The sequence below is a fragment of the Micromonospora lupini str. Lupac 08 genome, from assembly GCF_000297395.2.
GTDB classification, from domain to species: Bacteria; Actinomycetota; Actinomycetes; order Mycobacteriales; family Micromonosporaceae; genus Micromonospora; species Micromonospora lupini.
Map to the genome: position 1 here is coordinate 787613 of NZ_HF570108.1, position 14652 is coordinate 802264.

Annotated in this window: 19 protein-coding genes; 12 read left to right on the forward strand and 7 right to left on the reverse strand. The window is 72.2% G+C overall.

Annotated elements, in window-relative coordinates; genetic code table 11:
• Positions 1-9: 9 nt before the first annotated feature.
• Both MILUP08_RS04890 and MILUP08_RS04895 read right to left on the reverse strand, forming a co-directional pair.
• Positions 10-417 (reverse strand): CoA-binding protein, encoded by a 408-nt coding sequence (locus MILUP08_RS04890; protein WP_007455281.1) that lies wholly within the window; start codon positions 415-417, stop codon positions 10-12.
• 26 nt (positions 418-443) lie between these two features.
• Positions 444-1490: an Rv2578c family radical SAM protein gene (locus MILUP08_RS04895; protein ID WP_007455282.1), complete on the reverse strand. Its 1047-nt coding sequence runs from the start codon at positions 1488-1490 to the stop codon at positions 444-446.
• Between the two features lie 92 nt (positions 1491-1582).
• Between MILUP08_RS04895 and MILUP08_RS04900 the strand changes: the two genes are divergently transcribed.
• Positions 1583-2002 (forward strand): thiol-disulfide oxidoreductase DCC family protein, encoded by a 420-nt coding sequence (locus MILUP08_RS04900; RefSeq protein ID WP_007455284.1) that lies wholly within the window; start codon positions 1583-1585, stop codon positions 2000-2002.
• On the opposite strand, the gene MILUP08_RS04905 is transcribed toward MILUP08_RS04900, so the two are convergent.
• The 3 genes from MILUP08_RS04905 to trxA form a co-directional block, all read right to left on the reverse strand.
• Complete coding sequence (locus MILUP08_RS04905; protein WP_007455286.1) at positions 1966-2922, reverse strand: HTTM domain-containing protein; 957 nt, start codon at positions 2920-2922, stop codon at positions 1966-1968. The two genes, MILUP08_RS04900 and MILUP08_RS04905, sit on opposite strands and share 37 nt — an antisense overlap.
• Positions 2919-3359 (reverse strand): hypothetical protein, encoded by a 441-nt coding sequence (locus MILUP08_RS04910; protein WP_007455288.1) that lies wholly within the window; start codon positions 3357-3359, stop codon positions 2919-2921. The genes MILUP08_RS04905 and MILUP08_RS04910 overlap by 4 nt, the downstream gene beginning before the upstream one ends.
• Before the next feature lie 154 nt (positions 3360-3513).
• On the reverse strand, positions 3514-3876 hold the full coding sequence (gene trxA, locus MILUP08_RS04915) for a thioredoxin (protein ID WP_007455291.1): 363 nt from the start codon (positions 3874-3876) through the stop codon (positions 3514-3516).
• Positions 3877-4424: 548 nt separating this feature from the next.
• Between trxA and MILUP08_RS04920 the strand changes: the two genes are divergently transcribed.
• The 11 genes from MILUP08_RS04920 to MILUP08_RS04965 all read left to right on the forward strand — a co-directional run bounded on the left by MILUP08_RS04920 (position 4425) and on the right by MILUP08_RS04965 (position 13114).
• On the forward strand, positions 4425-4940 hold the full coding sequence (locus MILUP08_RS04920) for a MaoC family dehydratase (protein ID WP_007455293.1): 516 nt from the start codon (positions 4425-4427) through the stop codon (positions 4938-4940).
• A gap of 123 nt (positions 4941-5063) precedes the next feature.
• The gene (locus tag MILUP08_RS04925; protein WP_039905387.1) at positions 5064-5588 is read left to right on the forward strand and encodes a hypothetical protein; all 525 of its coding nucleotides are present in this window, start codon (positions 5064-5066) and stop codon (positions 5586-5588) included.
• Between the two features lie 53 nt (positions 5589-5641).
• Positions 5642-6265 (forward strand): TrmH family RNA methyltransferase, encoded by a 624-nt coding sequence (locus MILUP08_RS04930; protein ID WP_039907321.1) that lies wholly within the window; start codon positions 5642-5644, stop codon positions 6263-6265.
• Between the two features lie 48 nt (positions 6266-6313).
• Positions 6314-7024, forward strand: coding sequence for a DUF6758 family protein (locus MILUP08_RS04935; protein WP_337588092.1), 711 nt, complete (start codon positions 6314-6316; stop codon positions 7022-7024).
• Between the two features lie 116 nt (positions 7025-7140).
• Positions 7141-7299, forward strand: coding sequence for a hypothetical protein (locus MILUP08_RS35775; protein WP_007455302.1), 159 nt, complete (start codon positions 7141-7143; stop codon positions 7297-7299).
• Between the two features lie 6 nt (positions 7300-7305).
• Positions 7306-8181, forward strand: coding sequence for a PH domain-containing protein (locus MILUP08_RS04940; RefSeq protein WP_007455304.1), 876 nt, complete (start codon positions 7306-7308; stop codon positions 8179-8181).
• Between the two features lie 103 nt (positions 8182-8284).
• Complete coding sequence (locus tag MILUP08_RS36545; protein ID WP_007455306.1) at positions 8285-9175, forward strand: SigE family RNA polymerase sigma factor; 891 nt, start codon at positions 8285-8287, stop codon at positions 9173-9175.
• Positions 9172-10434 carry a hypothetical protein gene (locus MILUP08_RS04950; RefSeq protein ID WP_007455307.1) on the forward strand — a complete coding sequence of 421 codons (1263 nt, stop codon included), beginning with the start codon at positions 9172-9174 and terminating at the stop codon, positions 10432-10434. Before MILUP08_RS36545 ends, MILUP08_RS04950 begins: the two co-directional genes overlap by 4 nt.
• A gap of 185 nt (positions 10435-10619) precedes the next feature.
• Entirely contained in the window at positions 10620-11492 is an 873-nt protein-coding gene (locus MILUP08_RS04955) for a PHP domain-containing protein (RefSeq protein ID WP_007455309.1), read from the forward strand.
• Between the two features lie 41 nt (positions 11493-11533).
• Positions 11534-12148: a MarC family protein gene (locus tag MILUP08_RS04960; RefSeq protein ID WP_007455310.1), complete on the forward strand. Its 615-nt coding sequence runs from the start codon at positions 11534-11536 to the stop codon at positions 12146-12148.
• A 15-nt stretch (positions 12149-12163) separates the two neighbouring features.
• Positions 12164-13114: a RecB family exonuclease gene (locus MILUP08_RS04965; RefSeq protein ID WP_144056865.1), complete on the forward strand. Its 951-nt coding sequence runs from the start codon at positions 12164-12166 to the stop codon at positions 13112-13114.
• A 66-nt stretch (positions 13115-13180) separates the two neighbouring features.
• Here MILUP08_RS04965 and MILUP08_RS04970 read toward each other — a convergent pair whose 3' ends face one another.
• Together MILUP08_RS04970 and MILUP08_RS04975 are read right to left on the reverse strand one after the other, a co-directional pair.
• Entirely contained in the window at positions 13181-14044 is an 864-nt protein-coding gene (locus MILUP08_RS04970) for an oxygenase MpaB family protein (protein WP_007455314.1), read from the reverse strand.
• A 57-nt stretch (positions 14045-14101) separates the two neighbouring features.
• Positions 14102-14530: a Fur family transcriptional regulator gene (locus MILUP08_RS04975; RefSeq protein WP_007455316.1), complete on the reverse strand. Its 429-nt coding sequence runs from the start codon at positions 14528-14530 to the stop codon at positions 14102-14104.
• Between the last annotated feature and the right edge of the window lie 122 nt (positions 14531-14652).

The window sequence follows — 14652 nt, forward strand, 5'->3', positions numbered from 1 at the left end:
ACCGGGAAACTAGGACAGCCGGGTCAGGCCGGCTGCGGCGCGCTCGACGATGAGGCAGCGGTCCTCGACATAGTCCATTCCGGCCTCCTCGGCGATCCGTCGCGCCTCGGCCGAGACGATGCCCAGTTGCAGCCAGACAGCGGGGGCGCCGATCGCCGCCGCGTCCCGGACCACCTGCACGGCGTCGGCCGCCGGCCGGAACACGTCCACCAGATCCACCGGGTGCGGGATGTCGGCAAGCGTCGCGTACGCTCGCTCGCCGAAGAGTTCGTCGACTGTCGGGTTGACCGGGATGATCCGCCAGCCGTACTGCTGCATCTGCAACGGCACACCGTGCGCGGCCTTTCGCGGGTCGCGCGACGCGCCCACGACGGCGATGACTGCGGAGTCGGCGAGGATCTGCTGAGCGGTACGCACCCGCCGACTGTAGCGCCGCCGCCTCGCTAGAGCAGGGTCAGCTGCTCGGCGGCCGGCGGTGGGGGCGGCTCGGGCAGGCGACGGTTGTCACCCAGCTCGCCCCGGTGCAGCCCGTGCCGCCGCGCGGCGATCCGCACCCGCGCGGTCAGCTCCCGCTGGTACGCCTGCGGGGCGTACGCGCCGGCCCGGTAGAGCTCGCGGTAGCGGGGCACGAGGTGTGGATGGTCCCGGGCGAGCCACTGCGCGTACCACTCCCGGGCGCCGGGGCGCAGGTGCAGCGCAAGCGGCGTCACGCTTGTCGCCCCGGCTGCCGCGATCGCCGCCACGGTCGCGTCGATCGATTCGTCGCCGTCGCTGAGGCCGGGCAGGATCGGCGCCATCAGCACTCCGACCTCGAAGCCGGCGTCGGTGAGCCGGCGGACCGCGTCCAGCCGGCGGCTCGGGTGCGGCGTGCCCGGCTCGACGGCACGCCAGAGCTGCTCGTCGACGAAGCCCACCGAGTAGGAGATGCCGACCCGGGTCACCTCGGCGGCCTCGCGCAGCAGGGGCAGGTCCCGCAGGATCAGCGTGCCCTTGGTCAGGATGGAGAACGGGTTGGCGAAGTCCCGCAGCGCCGCGATGATCTCCGGCATCAACCGGTAACGACCCTCGGCCCGCTGGTAGCAGTCCACGTTGGTGCCCATCGCCACGTGCGCGCCCCGCCACTTCGGCGCGGCCAACTCCCGCCGGACCAGCTCACCCGCGTTGACCTTGACAATCACCTGCCGGTCGAAATCCGCGCCGGCATCGAGATCGAGATAAGTGTGAGTATTTCTCGCGAAACAGTAAACACATGCATGGGAGCAGCCTCGGTACGGGTTGATGGTCCACTCGAAGGGGACGCGGGACTGGCCGGGCACCCGGTTGAGGATGGATTTGGCCTGCACCTCGTAGAAGGTCATCCCGGCGAACTCGGGGGTGTCGAAGGTGCGCACGACGGCGCCGGGCAGCGCCAGCGGCAGGGGTGGCGTCGCTGGCGCTGCCCGCTCGGGGTCTCCCTCAGTCGGGGGAGCGGTGAGGTTGTCCCAGCGCATGGCCACTATTCGAACACGTGTACGAGGTGTGCGCAAGTGACGCGCCGGACACCGGAGCCCAAGGGGCGGTCGCGCGGGGGAGGATGGACACCATGGAGAGGTCGACCTTCGTCTACGACGGGGACTGCGCGTTCTGCACGAGCTGCGCGGAGTTCATCGAACGCCGCATCCCCACCGCCGCCCGGGTGGTGCCCTGGCAGTTCGCCGACCTGGACGCGCTCGGTCTCACGGCCGCGCAGTGCGAGGAGGCCGTGCAGTGGGTCGGCGAGGACGGCTCACGCGCCGCCGGGCCGGACGCCATCGCGAAGCTGCTCGCCGCGAGTGGTCCGCTCTGGCGGGTCGCCGGGGCCGGGCTGCGGTTCCCGCCGGCGCGCGCGGTGGCCTGGCCCGCGTACCGCTGGGTGGCGCGCAACCGGCACCGACTCCCCGGTGGTACGGCGGCGTGCTCCCTGCCGCAGGAGGCCCGGGACCGGCTCTACGGGCCGGCCGGCCGCCCGAGCGCCGGGGCCTGATCGTCGAGCGGCGTCGGCTTCGTGCCGGCGCCGATCCGCTCCTGATCTGGTGGTGTCGCCGCGGTGTCGACGTCCGTCGAGGTCGATCCCGAGGTGTCGCGGCCGGCGAGCCGGCGGGCCCAGACCAGCGGGCGGACCCGCTCCAGCGGCAGGAAGCTCGTCATCGCGGCGAGGTGCGGCGCGAACGAGATCGTGATGGTCGCGATGGTCACCACGTGGAACGAGTAGAAGAAGCCGACCATCGCCAGTCGCCAGCGGGCCGGCAGCAGGAACACCACGGGGCTGAACAGTTCGAACGCCACGATGCCGAACTGGGCGACGATCAGCAGGTACGGCACCTGGGCGACGAGGTCCGCCAGGTCGGTGCCGCGTCGGATGATGGCCCGCGCCAGGACCGAGCCGGTCAGCCAGTCCAGGCCGCCGAAGCGCAGCTTGGCCCAGGCCGCCAGGAAGTACGTGCAGATCACCGCGATCTGGGTGACCCGCAGGGCCCAGCCACCGGCCTCGGTGCGTGTGGTGTCGCCGTGGCGGGCGCGGCCTGCGGTGGGCAGCACGGCCAGCGCGACGAGGAGCCCGAACCGGTCGTGGTCGACCTTTCCGTAGCTCATCGCGATGATCATCCACTCGAGGTAGAGCGCGCAGACCGTCCAGCCGAGCAGCCGGGGCGCCCGGCCGGTCGCGGCGAGCACTGCGAGCAGCAGCAGCGCCCAGAAGATCACCGCCACCACCGTCGGCGTCGGCGTCGGCAGCGGGAGCAGCCGGCCGACGAGCAGGGGCTGGTACAGCTCGCCGGGCACGCTGGCCCTGGTGCGTACCCACGGGGTGAAGACCACCAGGTCGGCGGCGACGAAGAGGTAGATCAGGGTGCGGAAGGCGGCGATCCGGCCGCGGGGCACCGCCTCGGTCAGCCAGCCGCTCATCGGGAGACCTGCCAGCGGACCACTGTCTCGTCGGTGTGCTTTCCGGTGGGCCGACCGGCGCGGATGCCCTGCCAGCGGATGACGATGCGGACCTCGACAAGCGCCGGGGCGTCCGGGTGGCGTTCGGCGTACGCGTCGGCGACCTCGGCGAGCAGCGTCGGGTCGGCGGCGTACCGGTCCTGCTGGCCCTCGATCTCGGCGCGGCGGATGCCTGTCGCGTTCTGGTCGAGGTCGACCACGACGCCGGTGCTGTTCACCCCCTCCACGCGGGTGTCCGGGGCGGGGGCGTTCGGCGGGTTGGAGGTGGCGTACATCCGGAACGGGCCGAACGGGAAGTCGTCGTCGCTGCCCCAGAACGTGCCGAGCAGCAGCAGGACGAGACCGAGGGCGGTCGCGCCCAGCCGGGTCGCGCGCCCGCGGGTGGTGAGGGTCTCCATCGGGTGGTGACGATACGGGATGTACCGGCCGCGCCGGGTCCCACCGACGGTCAGTTCCGCCTGCCCAGGTCGGTGATCATGCGCGGGTGCCCGGGTACGACGAAGGGCCGGACCCGAACCGGGCCCGGCCCTCGCGCGCCGTCGCGGGGACGGCTCAGTGGTTGTGCTCGGCCAGCTGCTTGCGGACGTCGTCCATGTCCAGCGCCTCGACCTGCTCGATCAGGTTCTCCAGCGCGGACTCGGGAAGTGCGCCCGGCTGGGCGAAGACGATGACGCCGTCGCGGATCGCCATGATCGTCGGGATCGACCGGATGTCGAACTTCGCGCCCAGCTCCTGCTGAGCCTCGGTGTCGACCTTGCCGAAGACGATGTTCTGGTGCTTCTCCGAGGAGCGCTCGTAGACCGGGGCGAACCGCTTGCACGGACCACACCAGTCGGCCCAGAAATCGACCAGGACGATGCCGTCGTTGCCGGTCACCTCGTCGAAGTTCGTCGAGGTCAGCTCAACGGTTGCCATTGCACTCTCCGATCACCGCGGTTTGTCTGCGTCCCGTAGAACCAGGGCTGACCGTATCGAATTCCCGGGCCGTCCCGCACGAAACGTGCGCCGGGCTGCGTGGGGCCCTCGGGGGTCATCGAACTGTGTCAGTTCATCCCGTCCTGCGGAACGCAAGTGCATGACGCACTTGCGTGACCTGCGGTGATGGGAGCGGTTCCAGGGAGATCCACCCGATTGAGCGCTACGAATCGGTAACTTGAGCCCTGACGAGGAGGTATCCGGCCTGCGGAGATCGCTGATCAACCCGCCCTCCGTCACGGAGAGTATTGTTACAAAAAGATAAATGTGACCTCGATCTCTGTTGAACCTACGCCGCCGTAGGGCAGAATTCCTCACATCAGAGCGTGGGCGGCGGGTGCCGGGGAGGGCCCCGCCGCTCATTGCGTCTCCCCTCGGGTGAGTGACCGGTGTGACATTTCCGCCGGGGTCGCGCCCCGGCCGTCGCCTTAACCATCGGTAAGGCATGCTGTGCCGAACTCCATCGCCGCCCGTCGAAGGGGACCAGGATGCAGTTCGGCCGCTACTACGAGGAGTTCGAGGTCGGCGCGGTCTACCGGCACTGGCCGGGCAAGACCGTCACCGAGTACGACGACCACCTCTTCTGCCTGCTCACCATGAACCACCACCCGCTGCACATGGACGCGCACTACGCCGCCACGGCCAGCCAGTTCAAGCGCAACGTCGTGGTCGGCAACTACATCTACTCGCTGCTGCTCGGGATGTCGGTGCCGGACGTGAGCGGCAAGGCCATCGCCAACCTGGAGGTCGAGTCACTGCGGCACGTGGCGCCCACCTTCCACGGCGACACCATCTACGGCGAGACGACCGTGCTGGACAAGCGGGAGTCCGGCTCCAAGCCCGACCGGGGCGTGGTGTCGGTCGAGACCCGGGGCTACAACCAGGACGGCACGATGGTCTGCGTCTTCCGCCGCAAGGTCATGGTCCCCAAGCGGGAGTACGCGGCAAGCGCCGTCGCCGAGGGCGTGGACCCGGAGCGACCCAGCTTCCCCGACCCGCGCTGACGTTCCCGGGTCGGCGCAGAGTTCCCGACCCCGCTGACCAGGCACCGCCGCCGGACGCAGGGCTCTCCCTCCTCGCCGTAGCAGGTTCTGCGGGGGAGGGCCTTGGTCACCCTTTCGGGGCTTATGCTGGCGCCGGAGGTTCCGATGAGCCACTCCGTCGCCGGAGAGCCGCCCTCTGCCGGCCGCCGCGCCGCGCCCCTGACCACCGCCGTCTACTCCGCCGCCGAGTGGGACCTGCTCACCAGCCTGCCCGCTCGGGTGCTCGTGGCCGCCGCCGCGCCCGGCGCCGGCCGCCCGGAACGGGGTGTGCTGGCGGGCCTGGCCGGCCTGGACGCGGTCGCCGCCGGCCGTGGGTTCGACAGCGATCTCGTCCGTGCCGTCGTCGCCGCGATCTACGCCCGCCACGACGGCGGCCCCGCGCCCGCCGAGCGGCTCACCGACCTGGTGGACCTGCTGGTCGCCTGCCGGGCAGCGGTTCGGGTCCTGGCGCAACGGGCCGATCCCGCCGACTCGGCCGCGTACCGCCAGTGGGTGCAGTCGGTCGCGGCCCGCGTCTGCCGGGCGGTGCCCGGCCCTGGCGGACGGCTGGCCAGCCCCGCCGACCGACGCTTCCTGGACCGGCTCGGTGGCGCGCTCGGCCTGGGCTGAGGTCGGCGGGCCGTCGCGGCGGGCGCCGAGGTGGCCCGTACCCTCTGATGACCGTGACCGACGACCAGCTTGAGGTGGGCGTGGGCCCCTGGCCGGGGGACCTGCCCGAGGACCCGCGCTACGACACACAGTTGCTGGCCGAGGGGGACCGGCGCAACGTAGTCGACCGCTACCGCTACTGGCGGCACGAGGCGATCGTCGCCGACCTGGACCGGCACCGACACGGCTTCCACGTCGCCATCGAGAACTGGCAGCACGACTTCAACATCGGCACGGTGGTGCGCAACGCCAACGCCTTCAACGCCGCCGAGGTGCACATCGTCGGACGGCGGCGGTGGAACCGGCGGGGCGCCATGGTGACCGACCGCTACCAGCACGTCCGTCACCACGAGACGATCGAGGAGTTCGTCGACTGGGCGGCGGGGCGGCGGCTGCCCGTGCTCGGCATCGACAACCTGCCCGGCTCCCGCCCGCTGGAGACCGGCACCCTGCCCCGGGACTGCGTGCTGCTCTTCGGCCAGGAGGGGCCCGGCCTGTCCGAGCCCGCCCGTGCCGCCTGCGCTCAGCTCTACTCCATCGCCCAGTACGGCTCGACCCGGTCGATCAACGCGGGTGTGGCCAGCGGCATCGCCATGCACGCGTGGATCCGTACGCACGCCGGCCCGCCGCCGGACTGACCCTCGCCCCGTCGGCGCAATCGGGCGTTCCGGCTTGACGTGCCAGCGATGCCGGGTGACGGTGGGGTTGTGAGTGTCGCGGTGAGTTGTCCGAGATGCGGGGGCCCGGTACGGGCGCCGGATCTGATGCACACCGAGTCGAGGTGCCTGCGCTGCGGCCCCGTGCCGCCGCTGCACGTGCCCGAACACATCGGAGCGGAGATCGTCGCGAGCGTGGTGGAGCGGATCACCGCGACCGCGGGTCCACCGGGGACGCCGCTGTGGTGCCCGTGGCCGCTGCCGCCCGGGTGGACGCTCACCGGCGTGGCGTACGCCGGTGACGACCGCACCGGGGTGCGGGCGACGGCGGTGGCCTGCGCGGGGCCGGCGCCGCTCGACGACGGTCCGGCGGATCTGGTCTTCGTGGCCGAGGAGCCCGGCGTCGGCCTGGGCACCCGGCTCGCCGGCCTGGCCGGCCCGGATCCCGGACCGGAACTCGTCGACGCGCTGACCGACCCCGGCCCGGGGCACCCCGAGCACGTCGGGCAGGCCAGGATCCGGGTCGGCGGGCACCCGACTCCACTGTGGTTGGTGAATTCTCCGACGGATCGAAGCGCGTACGCCGGCGAGGCTCGGGGAATGTGGCTGCATGCGATAGCCTGGCCGGCGAGTGCGGGTCATCTCCTCGCGGAAGAGGTCGTGTTGCACGACCTGACCGAGTGGACTCCGCCCGAGCTCGTGTACGGCGCACCGTCCCCGTACCTGTCCGGGAAGGCTTGACAACCTTTCCGGTTTGACGGAGAACGGACGCAGATCTTCACTGTACGACACCACACTGATACTCTGGGTGCCGCTGCGGTAATGGGACCCGGCGCCGCGCGAGAGGATGGCCCGCCATGGTCAAGAAGGTCCTCACCTGGGCCGGAATCGCATTCTTGATCTTCTTCGTCGCCTATAGGCCAAACTCTGCGGCTGATGTTTTCAAGTCGCTTGGCGGCGGGATCATGGATATCGCCCAGGGGTTCGGCGACTTCTTCACCAGCCTCGTCGCCTAACCGTCGATGGGCAGCCCTTCCGGTCCACCCTTCGACCCGGACGACCCCGACCGGGAACGTCGCGAGCGCGACACCGAGCCGATCCCGCGGATCGGGCCGGATGACGGCCCGGGCTACGGAGCCGGTCCCGGCCTGTCCGACGGGCCGTCCCTTTCGGACGACGTCGGCTACGGCGACGGGCCCGGCTACGCCGGCGAAGGGCGGTCCGGTCGGGCCTGGATCCGTGATCCCGAGGCCGCCTACCAGCCACCGCAGATCTCCGAGGACGAGCTCGCGGGGCTGCGTGCCGACGCGACGGGGGCGACTCCACGGCGGGTGCTTCCGCTGGAGGACGAGCCCAGCTCGCTTGTCGCCCGCTACCTCTTCCCCACCGAGCGCTACCGGGGCGAGTGGAAGCGGCACTGGATCCACCTCACCAACCCGCTCCTGATCGGCGTCGCGGCGACGTTCGTGCTCGGCTACCTGTCCGGCTTCCTCGCCGGCAACAACGTGGGCGCGCTGACGACAATCGCGGTGCTGCTCTGGTTCGCCGTCATGGGCTGGGTGGCCTGGAAGGTCGCCGACTGGTGGTATGACCGGTTCATCCTGACCAACAAGCGGGTGATGGTCGTCAACGGCATCGTCACCCGCAAGGTGGCCATGATGCCGCTGGTCCGGGTCACCGACATGAAGTACGAGCAGACGCCGACCGGCCGTGCGCTCAACTACGGCACCTTCGTCCTGGAGTCCGCCGGCCAGGAGCAGGCCCTGCGCGAGGTCAAGAATCTGCCCAACCCGAACGAGCTGTACCTGCGAGTCGTGGAAGAGATGTACGAGCCGCAGGCGGTCGAGGCGCGGTTGGGCAAGGAGGCCGACGAGGCCAAGGCCGACGACGGCGCGTGAAACTTTTCGTCCGAACATCGGAGTAAGTGCGCACCTTTCGTCATGGACCGGAACGCCTCTGACGTGGCACTCTGCCAGGACGGTATGGGTGCGGAGGTGTGCGGTGGCGAGCAGGGACCCGTTGGAGGAGGAGTTTCGCGAGTTCGTCGCGGCTCGCTCCGCCGCGCTGCTCCGTACCGCCTATCTGCTCGCCGGCGACTGGGCGACAGCCGAGGATCTGCTCCAGACCGCACTGACCAAGACCTACCTCGCCTGGAAGCGGCTCGGCGGGATCGAGGCCGTCGAGCCGTACGCCCGCCGTGTGATGGTCAACACCTCGACGAGCTGGTGGCGGCGGCGCTGGCACGGTGAGCGCCCCACCGAAGTGCTGCCCGAACGGCCCGGGGTCGACGAGATCGAGCAGCAGCTCGACCGTGACCTGCTCTGGCGGCACCTCCGGGAGCTGCCCAACCGGCAGCGGGCGGTACTCGTCCTGCGCTACTACGAGGACATGTCGGAAGCGCAGACGGCCGCGCTGCTGGACATCTCGCCGGGCACCGTGAAGAGCCAGTCCTCCCGGGCGCTTGCCACCCTGCGCCGACGGATGGGCGCCGCCACCCCGGACCTGGCCGACGCCCCCGGTCCGGACCGGAGCGCCAACACCGCTCTCTCGGGTCGGGGCCGTGACGCCGGTCTGCCCGGTCGGGGCCGCGATGCCGCTCTCTCGGGCCGGGGCCGCGACGCCGCTCTCTCGGGTCGGGGCCGCGACGCCGCTCTCACCGGCCGGGGCGACGCCACCCGAGCTGGCCGAGGTGCCGACGCTGCCCGACCAGGCCCGGCCGTGCGGGATCCGGGGGGCCGTGCCGCGGCGACGCCGCGTCCGGCGGCCGGTCGGACCGAGCCGGGAGCTGTCGCACCGCGCCCGTCCGTGCCCCGCCCGATCGCACCGGCGGTCGAACTGCCCACCGCTCCGGCAGCCGTGCCCGTCGGCACCGGCGCCGGAGATCAGCAGTGAGCGCATTCCCGCGGCGGCCCGACAACCTGACGGGCGGTCCGCAGCGTCCTAACCAGGTGCGACGTGACCAGCTGGAAGGTGCGGTGCGAGAGACTCTCTCGCACCAGGTTGCCGTCACCCGTCCGTTGACCGCCGACCCGGCCGGTCAGGCCATCCGCCGGGCCAACCGGATCCGGCGGCGGCGTGCCGGGGTCGGTGTGGCGCTCGGAATGGTCACCACCGTGCTGATCGGCGCCGGCATGACGCAGCTCGCCGACGAGACCGGCCGGGAGGGCGCGCCCACCGTCGTGATCGGCGATCCGGATCTGTCGGTCCAGCCGCTCCTCTCGGCCACCGTCGCCCCACCCGCGCCGTCGCCCGGAACGCCCGCTGGCCTGCTCCTCGACGGCACCTTGATCAACGCCGAGGGCAAGCGGCTGGCGCTGCCCAGCGTCGGTCCCGCCGAGCGCGCCCACAGCCTGCCCAGCGGCGCCGGTCTGCTGGTGGTCGGCGCCCCGACCACCGCCGGCCGTTCCCTCTGGGTCGCCAAAGACGATGGCCTGGTGCAGGTGCTGCTGGCCGGCGCGGGTCAGATCGTTCTCGCGCCGGACGCCAGTCAGGTCGCCTGGCGGGACGGCAAGGACCTGCTCGTGGCGGGAGTGGTTGGGGACCAACTCATCGGCACGGTGCGCACCCCGGTCCCGGACGACGCGGAACCCGTCCGGTTCGTCGGAAACAGCGTGCTGGTCCGGCTCGACCGCAACGGGCCGGCCCACGCCCTGTGGCGGCCCGGCGCGGGGGAGCTGACCGCGGTGCCCGAGTGGGGCATCCTGAACGTCTACGGCGCGCTGCCCGACGGGCGGCTGATCGGCCAGGTGTCCGGGAGCGGGCCGGATGGGACCTGTCTGGCGGCGCTCGACCCGAAGCGGGCCCTGAAGCCGGTACGCACCGGCTGCGGCACACAGCTGAGCCTGGACGGCGCGGGCGGCGTGTCCGACGACGGGCGGTGGCTGCTGGTGAACGGGAAGGTCGGCGCGACCGACCAGGCACTCCTGGTCGATCTGCAGCGGCTCGGGACGACGCTGAACGTCGTACCGGCCGGTCCGGCACTCAGCGGCGCTGTCGCCTGGACGGCCGGGACGGACGTCTCCTACGTCGACAGCGCCGGCAAACTGGTGCAGGTCGACGTCGAACGGGTGCGCGCCGGGCAACCGGCCGAGCCGGTGCCCGTGGCCGGCCTTGAGCCCGGCGACCGGCCGGTCCTGGTCACCGGCTCCTGAGGCCCCGGGCTCTTCACGGCGTCTCGGGGCTACGAACGCCCGGCTCGGTTGGCTGGCCGGCACCCCGTCGCCGCGCTGCGGGTGACTGGCCTGCCCTGCTGGTAGGCGCGCGCTGAGGGGTCCCGCCCTATGGCTGGCCGGCACCTACGCGAGCCGGATTCGGGTCTGCCCGATAGCGTCGGGAGGTGACCTCGCGTACCGGCCCGGCGCCGCGGATCGACCTGCACGCCCACTCGACCGCCAGCGACGGCACGCTGAGCCCGGCCGAACTGGTCCGCGCCGGCGCCGACGCGGGTCTGGACGTGCTGGCCATCACCGACCACGACACCACCGCCGGGTGGGCGCCGGCCGTGCGGGCGCTGTCGCCCGGTCTGCGCCTGATCCGAGGCGCCGAGCTGTCCTGCCACTGGTCCGGCGCGCACCCTCCGGTGCCACTGCACCTGCTGGCGTACCTGTTCGACCCGGAACACCCGGAGCTGGTCGCCGAGCTGGCCCGGGTGCGGGCCGCCCGCGAGGAGCGTGGCGAGCGGATCGTGGCGCTGCTGCGCGCCGACGGCATCGACGTGAGCTGGCCGGACATCCTCTCCGGGGCGGGCGGCGGCACGGTGGGTCGCCCGCACATCGCGCAGGCGCTGATCCGCGCCGGCCTGGTCGCCAGCACCCGGGAGGCGTTCGGCCCGGACTGGCTGGGCGAGCGGTACCGGCTGCCGAAGGAGGACATCGACGTCTTCCGCGCGGTCCGGCTGGTCCGGGCCGCCGGGGGCGTACCGGTCTTCGCCCATCCCCGCGCCACCCGACGCGGCCGGGTGGTGCCCGACGAGCTGATCGCCGAGCTGGCCGCCGCCGGGCTGGCCGGCCTGGAGGCCGACCACGAGGACCACAGCCCGGCCGAGCAGGCGCACGTACGCGCGCTCGCCGCCGAGCTGGGCCTGCTGGTCACCGGCTCCTCCGACTTCCACGGCACCCACAAGAGCGTCCAGCTCGGCGCGTTCACCACAGGCGTCGAGGCGTACGAGCGGATCGTCGCCGCGGGGGTGACCGAGGTCGCTTCGGGCTGATCCGCGTATTTCGCCCACCATGCCGCGGCTAGGTTGATCACGTGGATCTGAAGCTGTTCGGCGAGGTTTTCGTGACCCTGCTGGTGATCACCGACCCGCCGGGCATGATGCCGATCTTCCTGGCGCTGACCGGGCCGCTGCCCGCACGGGACCGCAACCGGGCGGCCTGGCAGGCCGTCGCGCTGGCCCTCGGCGTAATCGTGATCTTCGCGGTGGCCGGGCAGACCCTGCTCGACTACCTGCACGTGGACCTGCCCGCGTTGCAGGCAGCCGGTGGACTGCTGCTCGTCCTGGTCGCCCTGGAGCTGCTGACCGGCAAGGCCGACGATCCCAGCCAGCAGGTCACCTCGAACATCGCGCTGGTGCCGCTGGGCACCCCGTTGCTGGCCGGTCCGGGCGCCATCGTGGCGACCATGCTCTTCGTCCAGCAGGCCGACGGGCTGGGTGACTTCACCGCCATCGCCCTGGCCATCCTCGCCGTCATGGTCGCGGTGTGGATCGTGCTGCGCTTCTCCGGCGGCATCGTGAAGATCCTGCGCCCCGGCGGCATCGAGGTGCTGACCCGGATCGCCGGCCTCCTCCTGGCCGCGATCGCCGTACAGCTCATCGCCGACGCCGTGGCGGCGTTCGTGACGCAGTACGTCAACATGACCTGACCCGGCTCACGCGGAATGTCGGCGGTGGATGGCAGGATCGCAGGCGTGCGACGAGCCTCTTCAGCCGGACGACCCGCCGCGGGCGGTCGAGCCCCCCAGCAGCGCCCCGGTGGTGCCGAGCAGCTCGGCTTCGAGGGAATGCCGGAACGACTGTTCGTCTGCACCCCGAGCAAGCTCGGCGCGTACGCGGACTGCCCCCGCCGCTACCGCTACTCCTACGTCGACCGGCCCGCCCCGCCGAAGGGCCCGCCGTGGGCGCACAACTCGCTCGGCGCCAGCGTGCACACCGCCCTGAAGAACTGGTACGCGCTGCCCGCCGACCGACGCCGACCCGAGGCGCTGGCCACCCTGCTCAAGGGCACCTGGGTCCGTGAGGGCTACCGCGACGACGAGCAGGAGCGAGCCGCCTACCGACGGGCGCTGGGCTGGCTGGAGGCGTACGTCGAGACGCTGGAACCGGAGGCCGACCCGCTCGGAGTCGAGCGGGTGGTGGCGGTCAAGACCGCCGTGCTGGCCTTCAACGGCCGCGCCGACCGCATCGACTCGCGCCCCGGACCGGAGGGCCCGGAGCTGGTCATCGTCGACTACAAGACGGGCCGCACCGGGCTGGACGCCGACGACGCCCGCGGCTCGCAGGCGCTGGCGCTCTACGCGTACGCGGCCGAGCGGGTGTTCCGCCGGCCGTGTCGCCGGGTGGAGCTGCACCACCTGCCGACCGGCACGATCGCCGGCCACGACCACACCACCGAGTCGTTGACCCGCCAGTTGACCCGGGCCGAGGACACGGCCCGCGACATCATGGCGGCCGAGCGGGCGGTCGCCGACGGCGGCGACGCCGACGAGGCGTTCCCGGTGGCGCCCGGCCCGCGCTGCGGTTGGTGCGACTACCGGCGGCACTGCCCGACCGGGGCGCAGACGCCGGGCAAGGAGCCGTGGGCGGCCGTGGACCGGTCCGTCGAGGGCTGACACGCCCTGCTCGCACCTGCCCTCGGGCCGCCGGCCCGCCCCTGGTCCTCGGTCGGGCGTGACCGGTCAGCTGGCCAGTGGGGTCGCGGCGTGCCGTTCGGCCCGCTCCTTGGCGGCCTGCAACAACGGCCCCTCGAAGTAGCGGCGCGGCACCGCCCCGAGCGCCAGGCGCAGGGCACGCAGGGTGAGGTCCGCCGACAACTCGGTGGTGGGCAGCCCCAACCCGCCGTACATCCGCCGGGCCCACGGAGGCAGCAGCGCAAGCGCGGTGCCGGCAATCCCCAGGTACGCCCAGCGCGGCGGGCCGAGGGTGAGGCCCAGTCGGGCCGGCAGGCTGAGCTTCCACGGCAGCGGTGGAGCGGTGAGGAAGAGCGCCGTCTCGGCGGCCTCCCGGGTCATCCGCAGCTCCGGCCGCACGGCGCGGTAGTACGCCTCCACCTCGGCAGCGGTGCCCGGCACCGTTGCCGGGTCCAGCCCGACCAGGGCGGCCGACCGACGCTGCTCGGTGTAGTAGCCGTCCACCTCGTCGTCGCTGAGCGGCAGACCCGCCCGCCGGGCCGTGCTGAGGAACGACTCGACCTCGGTGACGTGCACCCAGCGCAACAGGGCCGGGTCGTCGATCCGGAACTCCTCGCCGGTGCCGTGGTCGGTGGCCCGCAGCCGGGCGTGCAGGCGACGCAGTCGCGCCCCCGCCTGCTCCGCTTCGGCAGTGGTGCCGTAGACGGTGGTCGCCACGTAGGTGGCGGTGCGGACGAGTCGTCCCCACGCGTCGGTGCGGTAGTTGCTGTTCTGCGCCACCCCGGCCATGGCCCGGGGGTGCAACGCCTGGAGGTAGAGCGAGCGCAGGCCGGCGACGATCAGGATCGGCTCCTCGTGCACCTTCCACGTGACCGAACCCGGACCGAAGAGGCCGAGGTCATCGGAGTCCACCGACCAAGCGTGCCACGGCCCGCCCGTCCGTGCCGGTGGTGCGGGTCGCGTCAGCTGTCAGCTGTCGGCGGCCCGGCGCGACTGGCAGCTCGGGCAGAGACCCCAGAAGGTCACCTCTGCCTCGTCCACCTCGAAGCCGTGCGCGACGCCCGGCTCCAGGCACGGAGCACTGCCGACCGCGCAGTCGACGTCGGCGATCTCGCCGCAGCCCCGGCAGACCACGTGGTGGTGGTTGTCGCCGGCGCGCGCCTCGTACCGGGCGGGACTGCCGGCCGGCTCGATCCGGCGGGACAACCCGGCCCGGCTCAACGCCCCCAGCACGTCGTAGACCGCCTGGGTGGAGACCGAGTCGAGGCGTTCGCGGACCCGCCGGGTGATCTCGTCGACCTCCAGGTGACCGCCGTCGGCGAGAACGTCGAGCACCGCGAGGCGCGGTCGGGTGACGCGCAGGCCCCTCGACCGCAACAGTTCCTCGCCACCGGACACAGGCCAATGACAGCACGTACGACAAGCAGCGACAACCGTCGCCAGCCCCGGGTGGCCACGGACACAGGCCGCCGGACCGGCCCGTGGGGTCGCGCCGTGCTGAACCTGATCGCCGCAGCGCG

Excerpts from the sequence above, each read along its gene's own strand:
- MILUP08_RS04940 (WP_007455304.1), top strand. The coding sequence starts at position 7,306 with ATGGGCAGCCCTTCCGGTCCACCCTTCGACCCGGACGACCCCGACCGG.
- MILUP08_RS04905 (WP_007455286.1), bottom strand. The coding sequence starts at position 2,922 with ATGAGCGGCTGGCTGACCGAGGCGGTGCCCCGCGGCCGGATCGCCGCC.
- MILUP08_RS04920 (WP_007455293.1), top strand. The coding sequence starts at position 4,425 with ATGCAGTTCGGCCGCTACTACGAGGAGTTCGAGGTCGGCGCGGTCTAC.
- MILUP08_RS04925 (WP_039905387.1), top strand. The coding sequence starts at position 5,064 with ATGCTGGCGCCGGAGGTTCCGATGAGCCACTCCGTCGCCGGAGAGCCG.
- MILUP08_RS04910 (WP_007455288.1), bottom strand. The coding sequence starts at position 3,359 with ATGGAGACCCTCACCACCCGCGGGCGCGCGACCCGGCTGGGCGCGACC.
- MILUP08_RS04935 (WP_337588092.1), top strand. The coding sequence starts at position 6,314 with ATGCCGGGTGACGGTGGGGTTGTGAGTGTCGCGGTGAGTTGTCCGAGA.
- MILUP08_RS04965 (WP_144056865.1), top strand. The coding sequence starts at position 12,164 with ATGTCGGCGGTGGATGGCAGGATCGCAGGCGTGCGACGAGCCTCTTCA.
- MILUP08_RS35775 (WP_007455302.1), top strand. The coding sequence starts at position 7,141 with ATGGTCAAGAAGGTCCTCACCTGGGCCGGAATCGCATTCTTGATCTTC.
- MILUP08_RS04900 (WP_007455284.1), top strand. The coding sequence starts at position 1,583 with ATGGAGAGGTCGACCTTCGTCTACGACGGGGACTGCGCGTTCTGCACG.
- trxA (WP_007455291.1), bottom strand. The coding sequence starts at position 3,876 with ATGGCAACCGTTGAGCTGACCTCGACGAACTTCGACGAGGTGACCGGC.
- MILUP08_RS04895 (WP_007455282.1), bottom strand. The coding sequence starts at position 1,490 with ATGCGCTGGGACAACCTCACCGCTCCCCCGACTGAGGGAGACCCCGAG.